The 12,279-nt window shown below is 72.7% G+C and carries 11 protein-coding genes and 1 pseudogene; 6 read left to right on the top strand and 6 right to left on the bottom strand.

Going from position 1 to position 12,279, the window contains the following annotated elements; all coding sequences use genetic code 11:
• Nucleotides 1-12: 12 nt before the first annotated feature.
• Nucleotides 13-714 (bottom strand): PhzF family phenazine biosynthesis protein, encoded by a 702-nt coding sequence (locus V2W30_RS11705; protein WP_338703567.1) that lies wholly within the window; start codon nucleotides 712-714, stop codon nucleotides 13-15.
• A gap of 231 nt (nucleotides 715-945) precedes the next feature.
• Between V2W30_RS11705 and efeO the strand changes: the two genes are divergently transcribed.
• The 4 genes from efeO to V2W30_RS11725 are packed head-to-tail and all read left to right on the top strand — an operon-like array spanning nucleotide 946 to nucleotide 5,265.
• Complete coding sequence (gene efeO / locus V2W30_RS11710; RefSeq protein ID WP_338695941.1) at nucleotides 946-2,091, top strand: iron uptake system protein EfeO; 1,146 nt, start codon at nucleotides 946-948, stop codon at nucleotides 2,089-2,091.
• A gap of 26 nt (nucleotides 2,092-2,117) precedes the next feature.
• The gene (gene efeB, locus V2W30_RS11715; protein WP_338695942.1) at nucleotides 2,118-3,377 is read left to right on the top strand and encodes an iron uptake transporter deferrochelatase/peroxidase subunit; all 1,260 of its coding nucleotides are present in this window, start codon (nucleotides 2,118-2,120) and stop codon (nucleotides 3,375-3,377) included.
• A gap of 6 nt (nucleotides 3,378-3,383) precedes the next feature.
• A complete protein-coding gene (gene efeU, locus V2W30_RS11720) occupies nucleotides 3,384-4,229 on the top strand; it encodes an iron uptake transporter permease EfeU (RefSeq protein WP_338695944.1) in 846 nt (281 codons plus the stop codon).
• Nucleotides 4,230-4,278: 49 nt separating this feature from the next.
• A complete protein-coding gene (locus V2W30_RS11725) occupies nucleotides 4,279-5,265 on the top strand; it encodes a hypothetical protein (RefSeq protein WP_338695945.1) in 987 nt (328 codons plus the stop codon).
• A gap of 12 nt (nucleotides 5,266-5,277) precedes the next feature.
• Here the strand turns inward: V2W30_RS11725 and V2W30_RS11730 are convergent, their stop codons facing one another.
• Nucleotides 5,278-6,024 (bottom strand): bifunctional DNA primase/polymerase, encoded by a 747-nt coding sequence (locus tag V2W30_RS11730; RefSeq protein WP_338695946.1) that lies wholly within the window; start codon nucleotides 6,022-6,024, stop codon nucleotides 5,278-5,280.
• Between the two features lie 172 nt (nucleotides 6,025-6,196).
• On the opposite strand from V2W30_RS11730, the gene V2W30_RS11735 reads away from it, so the two are divergent.
• On the top strand, nucleotides 6,197-7,069 hold the full coding sequence (locus V2W30_RS11735; protein ID WP_338695947.1) for a glycerophosphodiester phosphodiesterase: 873 nt from the start codon (nucleotides 6,197-6,199) through the stop codon (nucleotides 7,067-7,069).
• On the opposite strand, the gene V2W30_RS11740 is transcribed toward V2W30_RS11735, so the two are convergent.
• Nucleotides 7,041-7,694 (bottom strand): TetR/AcrR family transcriptional regulator, encoded by a 654-nt coding sequence (locus tag V2W30_RS11740; RefSeq protein WP_338695949.1) that lies wholly within the window; start codon nucleotides 7,692-7,694, stop codon nucleotides 7,041-7,043. The two genes, V2W30_RS11735 and V2W30_RS11740, sit on opposite strands and share 29 nt — an antisense overlap.
• A 161-nt stretch (nucleotides 7,695-7,855) precedes the next feature.
• On the opposite strand from V2W30_RS11740, the gene ddaH reads away from it, so the two are divergent.
• Nucleotides 7,856-8,668 carry a dimethylargininase gene (gene ddaH / locus V2W30_RS11745; RefSeq protein WP_338695950.1) on the top strand — a complete coding sequence of 271 codons (813 nt, stop codon included), beginning with the start codon at nucleotides 7,856-7,858 and terminating at the stop codon, nucleotides 8,666-8,668.
• A gap of 57 nt (nucleotides 8,669-8,725) precedes the next feature.
• Here ddaH and V2W30_RS11750 read toward each other — a convergent pair whose 3' ends face one another.
• The 3 genes and pseudogenes from V2W30_RS11750 to V2W30_RS11760 form a co-directional block, all read right to left on the bottom strand.
• Nucleotides 8,726-9,736 carry a small ribosomal subunit Rsm22 family protein gene (locus V2W30_RS11750; protein ID WP_338695952.1) on the bottom strand — a complete coding sequence of 337 codons (1,011 nt, stop codon included), beginning with the start codon at nucleotides 9,734-9,736 and terminating at the stop codon, nucleotides 8,726-8,728.
• Nucleotides 9,733-10,925 (bottom strand): annotated as a pseudogene (locus V2W30_RS11755) (serine hydrolase domain-containing protein). Before V2W30_RS11755 ends, V2W30_RS11750 begins: the two are co-directional and overlap by 4 nt.
• Nucleotides 10,880-12,250 carry a multidrug effflux MFS transporter gene (locus V2W30_RS11760; RefSeq protein ID WP_338695954.1) on the bottom strand — a complete coding sequence of 457 codons (1,371 nt, stop codon included), beginning with the start codon at nucleotides 12,248-12,250 and terminating at the stop codon, nucleotides 10,880-10,882. The pseudogene V2W30_RS11755 and the gene V2W30_RS11760 overlap by 46 nt, the downstream one beginning before the upstream one ends.
• Nucleotides 12,251-12,279 lie beyond the last annotated feature (29 nt).

Here is a 12,279-nt window from a genome sequence, read left to right on the forward strand (position 1 = left end):
GAGCTCCGCGCCTCAAGCGGCGGCGAGGCGTGAGGAGCCCAGCGCCACTCGGCCGCCCACCTCGTACCAGCCGTCCGGTTGGGGGGCCGTCAGGATCTGGGAGCCCTTGCCCTGGCGGATGTTGAGGGCGCGGTCCAGGTGGGCCGTCAGGAGGAGGGCCGCCGCGCCCGTCGCCTCGTCCTCCGTGATGCCGTCGTCGCGACCAGGGAAGCCGCGGGCGCGGACCCGGCCCGCCGCCTCGTCCTCCCAGGCCCAGGCGTAGATCCACCTCCGGACCTCGTCCGGGGGGACCCCCTCCTCGCCCGGCCCGCCCACCGGCGGCACCGGCAGCGCGTCCACCTCGGCGGCGGACCCGTACTGGCGCAGCGTCCGCGGCGGGGCCCACTCGGCGCGCGCCTCGATCCAGCTGAACTCCCCGTCGAGGCGCGCCCCGACGACCCCCGCGGGCACGACCAGTTCGGGCACGTCGAGCAGCCAGGCCGAGCCGACGCAGGGGTGCCCGGCGAACGGCAGCCGCAGGGTCGGGGTGTAGATGTCGATGACGCCGCGCTCGGGGTCGTCGACGAAGACCGTCTCGCTGAAGCCCAGCTTGCCCGCGAAGGCCTGGCGTGCGTCGCGGTCGGGGATCCGGGAGCCGTCGCGTACGACGCCCAGCTCGTTGCCGTGCCGGCCGTCGGCCCCGCAGAACACGCGCAGAACGTCGTAGTCAGTCAAGTCGTCCACCGGGGCAGTGAACCATGGCGCGCTCCCGTCCGGGCCCGCCGCTTGACCTCCTCTTGACCAATCCCTGGGTCGTCCGAGGGTCGGTCGTATCCGGGTCGCGACCAGGCTGTTTCCGTGAGAGGTGAATCACGGACTGGACGGGTAGCACTGAGGTAAGCCTCATATAAGTTAGGGCCGCCTTAGCTGTAGCTGTGAATGTCCTGAGCGCCTTCTGGAGCCCGTATGCGAGCCGTCCGTCTCTCCGTCGCCACCGCCGTCGCCACGGTGGCGGCCCTGACCGCCGTCACGGGCTGCACCGAGAAGAGCGACGCCAAGACCGGTGGCTCCGGCGCCATCAAGGTGACCGCCACCGACGACAGCTGCGAGGTGTCGAAGACCGAGTTCCCGGCCGGGCACGTCGAGCTGGCCGTCGAGAACAAGGGCTCGCGCGTCACCGAGGTCGAGATCCTCTTCCCGGACGACCGGATCGTCTCCGAGCGCGAGAACATCGGCCCCGGCACCCAGCACACCCTGACCGCCGAGGTGAAGAGCGGCGACTACCGCATCGCCTGCATCCCCGGCATGAAGGGCAAGGGCCACCGCCAGGACGTGAAGGCCACCGGCGGCAAGGCCGTCAAGCGCGACCCGCGCCTGGACGAGGCCGTCGCCGCCTACCGGCAGTACGCGCAGGCCCAGGCCGACGAGACGCTGTCCAAGGTGACGACGTTCACCGACGCCGTGCGCGAGGGCGATCTGGCGGCCGCGAAGAAGGCGTACGCCCCCTCCCGCATCGGCTGGGAGCGCACCGAGCCGGTCGCCGAGTCGTTCGGCGACATCGACCCGAAGGTCGACGTGCGGGCCGACGGCCTCGAAGAGGGCCAGAAGTGGACCGGCTGGCACCGCCTGGAGAAGGCGCTGTGGGACGACAAGAAGCTGGGCAAGGCGGAGAAGACCCTCGCCGACCAGCTCGACACCGACCTGAAGGACTGGCAGCAGCGCGTCGGCAAGGCGGAGATCACGCCCACGTCCATGGCCAACGGCGCCAAGGAGCTCCTGGACGAGGTCGCCACCGGCAAGGTCACCGGCGAGGAGGAGCGCTACTCGCACACCGACCTCGTCGACTTCAAGGCCAACGTCGAGGGCGCCGAGAAGGCGTACGAGCTGCTGAAGCCGGTCGCCTCGGAGAACGACGCCGCGCTGACCAAGGAGCTCGACAAGCAGTTCGCCGCGCTCGACGCGCTGCTCGACAAGTACCGCGAGGACAAGACCTCCTACGACTTCACCTCGTACGACAAGGTCGGCAAGGCGGACCGCAAGGAGCTGTCCGACGGGGTCAACGCGCTGGCCGAGCCGCTGTCGAAGCTGGCCGCCGCGGTCGTGTCGAAGTAACCGGGAAGCAGCGGAGGAGCACTGACATGACGGACGAGACCGCCACGTCCCCCGCGCCGTCGCGGCGTTCCCTGCTCGCTGTCGGCGGCGCCGGGCTCGCGCTCGGTGCCGCGGCGGCGGGCGGCGCGGTCGCCCTGACGCGGGACGGCGGCGACGACATGCAGCCGGCCGCCGAGTCGGGCGGCGCGGTGCCGTTCCACGGCGCGCACCAGGCGGGCATCGCGACGCCCGTGCAGGACCGGCTGCACTTCGCCGCGTTCGACGTGAAGACGGACGACCGCGAGGCGTTCGTCCAGCTCCTGAAGGACTGGACGAAGGCCGCCGCCCTGATGACCGAGGGCCGCGCGGTCGGCGAGGGCGCGTACGGCGGGCTCGCCGAGGCACCGCCGGACGACACGGGCGAGGCGCTCGGCCTCAAGCCGTCGCGCCTGACGCTGACCATCGGCTTCGGCCCGTCGCTCTTCGACACGTACGGGAAGGCGTTCGGGATAGCCGACGCGCGGCCCGAGGCGCTGGTCGAGCTGCCGAAGTTCCCCGGCGACAACCTCGACAAGGCGCGCAGCGGCGGCGATCTGTGCGTGCAGGCCTGCGCCGACGACCCGCAGGTCGCGGTGCACGCCATCCGCAACCTGGCCCGGATCGGCTTCGGCAAGGTCGCCATCCGCTGGTCGCAGCTCGGCTTCGGCAAGACGTCGTCGACGACGCCGGACGCGCAGACCCCGCGTAACCTGATGGGCTTCAAGGACGGCACCCGCAACATCGCGGGGACCGAGACGGACCGCCTGGCCCAGCACGTGTGGGCCGACGGGCCGTCCTGGATGGCCGGGGGCTCGTACCTCGTCGCCCGGCGGATCCGGATGAACATCGAGACCTGGGACCGCACCTCGCTCCAGGAGCAGGAGGACGTCTTCGGCCGCGACAAGGGCGAGGGCGCCCCGGTCGGCAAGGCGAAGGAGCGCGACGAGCCGTTCCTGAAGGCAATGAAGCCGACCGCGCACGTCCGTCTCGCGCACCCGGACGCCAACCACGGCGCGACGATCCTGCGCCGCGGCTACTCGTTCACCGACGGCACCGACGGTCTCGGCCGGCTCGACGCGGGGCTGTTCTTCCTCGCGTACATGAAGGACGTCCGCAAGGGGTTCATCCCGGTGCAGCGCAACCTGGCCACGGACGCGCTCAACGAGTACATCCAGCACGTCGGTTCGGCGGTGTTCGCCGTGCCCCCGGGCGTGCGGGACGGCAAGGACTGGTGGGGCCGCGGGCTCTTCGAGCGGAAGGACGGCTGATCCGGCATGTTCGCGAACTATCTGATCGGGCTGCGCGAGGGTCTGGAGGCCAGCCTCATCGTCTGCATCCTCGTCGCCTACCTGGTGAAGACGGACCGCCGTGACGCCCTCAAGCCGGTGTGGCTGGGTGTCGGGGTCGCCGTCGCCGTGGCGCTCGCGTTCGGCGCGGGTCTCGAATTCGGCTCGCAGGAGATGACGTTCAAGGCGCAGGAGGCGCTCGGCGGTTCGCTGTCGATCGTCGCCGTGGGCCTGGTGACGTGGATGGTCTTCTGGATGCGGCGCACCGCCCGGCACCTGAAGACGGAGCTGCACGGCAAGCTGGACACGGCGCTGCGGATGGGCACGGCGGCGCTGGTCGTGACCGCCTTCCTGGCGGTGGGCCGCGAGGGCCTGGAGACGTCGCTGTTCGTGTGGACGGCGGTGCACGCCACCAGCAACGGCACGACGGAACCGGTGATCGGCGCGCTCCTCGGCCTGGCGACGGCGGTGGTCCTCGGCTGGCTGTTCTACCGGGGCGCGCTCCGCATCAACCTGGCGAAGTTCTTCACGTGGACCGGCGGCATGCTGGTCGTCGTGGCCGCGGGCGTCCTCGCGTACGGCGTCCACGACCTCCAGGAGGCGGACTTCGTCGGCGGTCTGAACAACCTGGCCTTCGACATCAGTTCGACGATCGCCCCCGACGGCTGGCTGGGCACGCTCCTGAAGGGCGTCTTCAACTTCCAGCCCGACCCGACGGTCCTCCAAGTCGTCGTCTGGTTCGTGTACTTGGTGCCGACGCTGGCCCTGTTCTTCGCTCCCGCCGGGCTGCTGTCCCGTAGGCCCGACGCGGTGCGCGCCTCCTCTTCCCGGTAGGGTTCGGGCCCGTGCAGGGGCAGGGGAAGCGGAAGGTGAAGTCAACGTCATGAGCAAGGTCGTGAACAGGCTCGGCCGGCCGGCCGCGATGGCGGCCGCGGCAGTCGTGCTGTCCCTGACGGCGAGTGGGTGCGTGACCGTGCACGGGGAGCTGGAGGTCGTCCCCACGACCACGAAGGCCTCCGCGGAGCGCGCCCTGGACACCTTCCTCACCGCGTACAACAAGGCCGACAAGACGTACGAGCGGTCCGCCGACGCGCGGTACGTGACGGGCGCGCTCGGCGCGATCGACGCGGCCAAGCTGAAGGCGGGCCGCACGGTCAGCCCGGACGGCAATCCGAAGCACACGCCGCTGACGCTGACCGACACGAACATCACGGTCCCGAAGAAGGCCGGCTGGCCGCGCTGGTTCGTCACCGACTCGGCCAACAACCGGGTCGCGAACTCCCGCTGGGTGATGGTCTTCACGCGCGACGCGGAGAGCGAGCCGTGGGCGGTGTCGTACCTGACGCTGTTCGCCGACGGGAAGCTGCCCGCGTTCAAGAAGGACGCGGACGGCTGGGGCGAGGCCGTCGACGCCGACGCGAAGGATCTGGCGACGCCGCCCGAGGACGTGAGCGAGAAGTACGCGGCGTACCTGAAGGACGGCGGCGACGGGTTCGCCGCGGGCGCGTACACCACGCGGTGGCGCGAGACCCGCAAGAAGAACGCCGCGCGCCCCGGTCTCGCCACGCAGTACATCGACGAGCCGCTGACGTCCGGCGACTACGCGCCGCTCGCGCTGCGCACCGAGGACGGCGGGGCGCTGGTGTTCTTCACGACGCGCCGCTACGAGAAGCAGACCGCGTCCACGGGCAGCGACCTGCCGACGATCAGCCCGAGCGTGAAGGCGCTGATGTCGGGCGACGCGAAGCAGTCCGCGACGTACGGGTACGTGTCGAGCCAGGCCGCGCTCGACCCGGCGAAGGGCTCCGCCGGGGACGGGGTGTCCGTCCTGGCCCGGGTCGAGGGGATCACCACCGCCGAGGGCAGCTGACCCCTGGCGGGCCTACGGCCAGGCGGTCGTGTAGTCCGGCTCGGCCCCGGCGTAGCGCGCGCACGCGTCCGTCAGGGTCTCCAGGAGGGTCAGCGGGTCGGGCAGCGGGTGCTCCGGGCCGCGGAGCCAGTCGACCGTGCGGTCGGCGGGCAGGCGGGCCGGCGGGATCAGGACGTAGGAACCGCGGCAGTGCCAGCGCAGGCCCGGGTGTTCGTCCATCGTCTCGGGGTGGCAGTCGAGCTCGCAGGGCCACCACTCGTCCTCGTCGGCGGGCGTACCGCGCGTCGCCGTGAAGAAGAGCATGCGGTCGCCGCCGGAGAGGGCGACGGGGCCGACGTCGATACCGCTCGACAGGAGCCGCTCCAGGGCCTCCTGGCCGGCGTCGAGCGGGACGTCGAGGACGTCGTGGACCATGCCGGTCGCGGTGATGAAGTTGGCCAGCGGCTGGTGCCGGGCCCAGCGCTCGATCTGGCCGCGGTCGGTCGTCGACTGGGTCTGCCAGGCGAAGGAGACCGGGTGCCTGCCGGGCGTCGGACAGCCGATGCGGTTGCAGGAACAGCGGTAGTCGGCGGGGTGGGCGGCCGGTGCCAGGGGCAGTCCGGCGCCGGCGGCGGCGAGCAGCAGGGCTTCGCGGTCGGCGTCGACCGGTGTCTCCTTGGGAGCCCGGCCCGACTTCAGCCACCGGGTGAACCTGCCCAGGGACCCCCGACCCGTCGACCCGTCGTCCCCGCCGAAGCGGCCGCCGTGCTCCGCGCCCATCTAGCCCCTCACCATCGCCGTCGTGCCGAGTGCCGGTTGAACCCCGGACCACCATGGTCCCACCATCCTGCTCCTCGGGTGGCCGGAGTCCGCATCCGGGGTCCGTGGGGACGGGTCCACGAACGGGTGACATTGCCGTATTTACCGGCATTCGCGGATCAATGTTGTCGCCATGGTCACTCTCGTCACCAGGACCGCGCCGATCGCCGGTCTCGCCGGCGTCCTCTCCCTCACGACCCTCGCCCTCGCGCCGCCGCTGGAATGGGGCAGCGGCCCGCTGACGGTCGACGCGCTGCCTCGCGTCACGTACACCGCCCATCGCGGCGGCGCCCTGGAGGTCCCGGAGAACAGCATGTCGGGGCTGGCGGCGGCGTTCTCGCGGGGCACCGCGCAGGTGCTCGACTTCGATACGCGGATGCTGCGCGACGGCACCCTCGTCGTCATGCACGACGCCACCCTGGACCGCACGACCTACTCGTCGGGCCGGGTGCGCGATCTGGACCGGCGGGAGTGGGAGGGCGTGCGGCTGCGGCCCCGGGCCTCGCTGCCGGGCAGCTGGCGCTCGGAGCGGCCGCCGACGGTGGCCGAGGTGCTCGACCGGTTCGGCGGCCGGATCGTCCTGATGCTGGAGGCCAAGGACCCGGACAGCCTGCGCCGCCTCGCCCGGCTGATCCACGCCCGCGGTCTGACCCGCTCGGTGCTGGTCAACTCCAACCACCCGGCGGTCGCCCAGCGCGCGCACCGGCTCGGTCTGATCGCCCAACTCTGGCGCTCCGCACGGCAGATGAGGACCGACCGGCCCGAGAGCTGGGCCTCGTACGTCGATGTCCTCGACATGGATCACAAGGCGCGCGACGCGGATCTCGTCCGGGCCGTCCGGTCGGGGGTGCCGCACGTGTGGGCGCACACCGTGAACACGCCGGCGGACCGGGACCGGGTGCTGCGGCTCGGCTGCGACGGCGTGATCACGAACGCGCCGGGACTGCTCGCGGCGACCCCGACCGGTGCGGCCGCGGCTACTCCTGCTTCTTCGGCCGGGCGCTGATTCCGTAGAGGGCGTACTCGACGAGCCGGTCCGCGTACGCGTGGTCGAGCGGGCCGGTGAGCTGGAGCCAGCGCTGGGCGAGCGGGGCGGAGAACAGGTCACGGGCGATCAGCGGGTCGACGTCGGCGCGGACGTCACCGGCCTCCTGGGCGGCGCGCAGCCGGGCGGCGTACAGGTCGAGCCCCGGCATGAGGAGCCGGGCGACGAAGGTCTCGGCGAACTCCTGGTTGGCGACGCCCTCGGCGGCCAGCGCGCGGGCGGGGGCGTCGAAGCGGGGGTCCTTGAGCTCGTCGACGGTGGCGCGCAGCACGAGCTTGAGGTCGGCCTCCAGGTCGCCGGTGTCGGGCAGGGAGACCGGGTTGAGGGGGACGTCGGGGTGGTGGGCGGAGGCGGCCTGCTGGTTCTGCTCGTTGAGGTCGAGGAACGCCTCCATCAGGACCTCGGCCTTGGAGCCCCACCAGCGGTAGATGGTCTGCTTTCCGACGCCCGCGCGGGCGGCGATGCCTTCGATGGTGGTCCTGGGGTAGCCGATCTCGCCGACGAGGGCGAGGGCGGCGTCGTAGATCGCGCGGCGGGAGCGTTCGCTGCGGCGGGCGGAGTCGGGGACCGGCTTCTTGGCAGACATACGTCGAATGTAGCAGCGGCGCGAGACGGTCCGTCTCACCAGGTCGGCCGTGAACCACCCGTTCGGTTCACAGCCCAAAGCGCTCCGCTGACCGCACCATGGGCGACAACAGCCCCTGCGGTCGTGAGGAGCCCTCATTGCGTAATCCGCTTCCTCGTTCTGTGGAACGGCGCGCCACACCCCGGCGCTATCTGATGTGCCCACCGGCACACTTCAAGGTCACGTACTCGATCAATCCCTGGATGGACCCGGCGAAACCCGTCGACGTCCCTCTCGCCCTCGCCCAGTGGGAGGACCTGCGGGACCGCTACCGGGCGCTCGGGCACACCGTCGAGGTGCTCGACCCGCGGCCGGGCCTGCCCGACATGGTGTTCGCGGCGAACGGGGCGACCGTCCTCGACGGGCGGGTGCTCGGGGCGCGGTTCGCCCACCCGGAGCGGGAGCTGGAGGCCGTCGCCCATCTGGAGTGGTTCCGCGCGCACGGCTACGCCGACGTGTGCGAGCCGGTGCACGTGAACGAGGGCGAGGGGGACTTCGCCGTCACCGCGTCGTACGTGCTCGCGGGGCGCGGGTTCCGGGCGTCGCCGCTCTCGCACGGGGAGGCGCAGGAGTTCTTCGGCCGCCCGGTGATCGGGCTCGATCTGGTGGACCCGCGCTTCTACCACCTGGACACGGCGCTCGCCGTCCTGGACGACACGGCGGACGAGGTCATGTACTACCCGCCGGCGTTCTCGGCGGGCAGTCGGGCGGTGCTGCGGCGGATGTTCCCCGACGCGCTGATCGCCGAGGAGGCGGACGCGGTGGCCTTCGGCCTGAACTCCGTGTCGGACGGGCTGCACGTGCTGCTGCCGCAGGCGGCGCTCGGGCTGTTCGAGCCGCTGCGGCGACGGGGGTTCGAGCCGGTCGGGATGGATCTGGGCGAGCTTCTCAAGGGAGGCGGGAGCGTCAAGTGCTGCACCCTTGAGCTGCGCTGAGCCGGCCCGCCGTCCCGCCGCGGGGCGTGGGGAGCACCGGAGGTTCCCCGCGCCCCGTCAGGACCAGCTGTCGCCCCACTGGGCGTCCCGCGCGACCTTGTACGCCTGCCCGTGCTTCTTCGTCACGGTCACCCGGGTCAGGTCCCCCTGCGCCTCGCAGAGGTCGAGGAGGACCTGGCCCTTGCGGATCTGGGGGCGGCGCACGACGCGGGCCGGCGCGGGCGCCGGCGGGAAGCGGGTCGCGGCGACGTACGCGAACTTCTCGTCCTCGTACGGGAGGGAGCCGCCCTTGACCTGGCGGTGCAGGGAGGAGCGGGCGACGCGCGCCGAGAAGTGGCACCAGTCCGTGCCGGGGACGATGGGGCAGGCGGCGCTGTGCGGGCAGGGCGCCGCGATGTGGAAGCCCGCGGCGAGGAGCCGGTCGCGGGCCTCGATGACGCGGGTGTAGCCGTCGGGGGTGCCGGGTTCGATGATCACGACGGCGCCGTGGTCCGGGTCGGCGGCCCGCACCGCCGCGTCGACGACCGTCGCCCGGTCGGCCGCGGTCAGTTCCTTCAGGACGTACGAGACGGTGACCAGGCCGGTGACGTCGGGGGCCGGTCCGGTGCCGATACGGGACCGCTCCCAGCGGACCGACTCCGCCAGCCGGGCGTCCGCCGCGGCCAGTTCGCGGCCGAGCGCGAGCGCCGCCTCCGACCAGTCGACGACGGTGGTCGGGCGCGGCCCCGGCCACACCTCGTGCGCGGCCCAGACGGCCGCGCCGGTGCCGCCGCCGATGTCGAGCTGCCCGGCCGGGCTCCAGTCGTCGGGCGCCGCGTCGGCGAGGGCGTACAGGGCCGAGCGGACCGCCTCGAACGTGGCCGGCATGCGGTAGGCCGCGTACGCCGCGACGTCGGCGCGGTCGCGCAGGATCGGCGCGTCGGTGGGGGTGGTGCCCCGGTAGTTCGCGATGAGCCGGTCCACCGCGCGGGTCGCCTGGCTCGGCGGCAGGCCGTCGAGGAGTCCGGCGAGCGCCGAGCGGAGCGTGTCGGAGGGGCCTGCGGACGGAGCGGGGCGCGGGGCGTTCACCCGGTGATTCTAGAGGGGCCGAGCGGGACGACCGCACGGGCGAGCCGGGTGGCCGCCGCGGCCCGGGGCCGCTGTCGGCCGGGCGGCGGCGCGGGTGGACCGTGTTCGCGAGCAGCACCAGGAAGGTGTCCGTCACCGGGTCCACGACCAGGGACGTGCCGGTGAAACCGGTGTGCCCGGCCGCGCCGTGGCCCGCGAGCTCCCCCATGAACCCGGGCTGGTCGACGCGGAAGCCGAGCCCCGGCGCCGTCAGCATGAGGTCGACGAAGTCGGGGCCGAGGATGCGGGCGGTGCCGTACGAGCCGCCGTTGAGCAGGGTGCGGCAGAGCACGGCGAGGTCGTGGGCCGTGGAGAACAGGCCCGCGTGTCCGGCGACGCCGCCCAGCGCCCAGGCGTTCTCGTCGTGGACCTCGCCGCGGAGCATGCCCCGGTCGGCCTTGGCCCAGGGGCGGCGCTGGTCCTCGGTGGCGGCGGCGCCGGTCCGCGGCCCGTACGACGTGGCGTTCATGCCGAGGGGGCGGGTGATGCCCTCGCGGATCAGGACGTCGAGCGGGCGGCCGGTGATCCGCTCCAGGAGGTGCTGGAGCAGCAGCATGTTCAGGTCGGAGTAGAGGTACTCGCCCGGCTCGGACGAGGGGACCTCGGTGCGCAGCAGCTCCAGGCGCGAGGCCGCGTCCGGGGCGTCGTACAGCGGGAGTTCGGGGCGCAGGCCCGAGGTGTGGGTGAGCAGCTGGCGCACGGTGATGCCGTGCCGGGCGGCGGCCGTGAACCGGGGCAGGTAGGCGCCGACCTTGGTGTCGATGCCGAGGGTGCCGCGCTCGATCTGCTGCACGGTGGCGATCGTCGTGAACAGCTTGGTGAGCGAGGCCAGGTCGAAGGGGGTGTCGAGGGTCATCGGGATGCGGGCGGCGGCCGGGAGTTCGACTCCCCGGTCGGCGGCCTCGTCGTACGCGGCGTGGCGCACCGCCCAGCCGCAGACGGCTTCGGCGGCGATCACCGGGCCGCGTCCGGCGAGCAGCACGGCGCCCGCGCACCAGGGGCGCGGCCCTTCGAGGAGCAGCCGCACGTCCCGTACGAGACCGGCGAGCTGGGCGGCGTCGAGGCCCGCCCGCTCGGGCGTGCCGTGCCGCAGTCGTGGGGAACTCAGCGGTCCGCCACCTCCCCGGTCGGTCCGGCCGTGCGCTGCCACGGGCGGCACAGTGCCATGAAGGCGGTGGCCGCCGCCAGGCCGCAGGCGAGCTGGACGACGGCCATCGGGACGGCGGTGTGCTCGCCGGCGATGCCGACGAGCGGTGAGGCGATCGCGCCGATCAGGAAGGACGAGGTGCCGAGCAGCGCGGACGCGGAGCCCGCGGCGTGCGGGGTGCGCATCAGGGCGAGGGCGTTGGTGTTCGGGGTGGCCAGGGCCATCGACGCCATGAGGACGAAGAGGCCGGTGGCGACGGGTACGAGGCCCAGCTCCCGCGGGGGGCCGAAGACGCCGGTGGCGACCAGGAGCAGGAAGGTGGCGGCGGCGATGATGAGGGTGAGGCCGAGGGCGAGCACCTTGTCGAGGTCGACCCGGCCGACGAGGACCTTGCCGTTGAGCTGGCCGGTGGCGATCAGGCCGACCGAGTTGAGCCCGAAGAGGAGGCTGAAGGTCTGCGGGGACGCCCCGTAGATCTCCTGGATGACGAAGGGGGACGCCGAGATGTACGCGAAGAGCGCGGCGAACGCGAAGCCGCCCGCGACCATGTAGCCGAGGAAGACGCGGTCGGCGAGCAGGCCGCGCATCGTGCGCAGCGCCTCGACGGTGCCGCCGCTGTGCCGGCGCCCGGGTTCCAGGGTCTCCGGCAGGCACTTCCAGACGATCGCGGTGAGCGCGACGCCGATGACGGTGAGGACGACGAAGACGCCTCGCCAGTCGGTGATCCGCAGGACCTGGCCGCCGATGAGCGGCGCGACGATCGGGGCGACGCCGGAGATCAGCATCAGGGTCGAGAAGAAGCGGGCCATCGCGACACCGTCGTAGAGGTCGCGGACGACGGCTCGGGCGATGACGATGCCTGCGGCGCCCGCGAGGCCCTGGAGCAGCCGGAAGGCGACGAGCAGGGCGACGTTCGGGGCGAAGGCGCAGATCGCGGTGGCGACGACGTACACGAGCAGGCCGATGAGCAGCGGTCGGCGGCGGCCGAACCTGTCGCTCATCGGGCCGACCGCGAGCTGTCCGAGCGCCATGCCGGCCAGGCAGGCGGTGAGGGTGAGCTGGGCGGTGGCGGCGGAGGTGTGCAGATTTCCGGTGACCTCGGGGAGCGCCGGGAGGTACATGTCCATGGACAGCGCCGGTACGGCGGTGAGGCCGCCGAGGACGAGGGTCACCAGGGCGCTGGTTCCGGCGGCAACGGCCTTGCCGCGTACGGGCGTCGGGGCTACGGCGTGCGGGCCGCCGGGGTCGGCTCCCGTCTCCTCGACCGCGCTCGGGACCCCCTCACGGGTACCGCTTCGCGTGCTCCCCGTACTTCCGCTCTCCGCCATCCCGTGAATCCCCGATCCCTTTCGTCTCT

The organism is Streptomyces sp. Q6 (assembly GCF_036967205.1).
Taxonomy (GTDB): domain Bacteria; phylum Actinomycetota; class Actinomycetes; order Streptomycetales; family Streptomycetaceae; genus Streptomyces; species Streptomyces citrinus.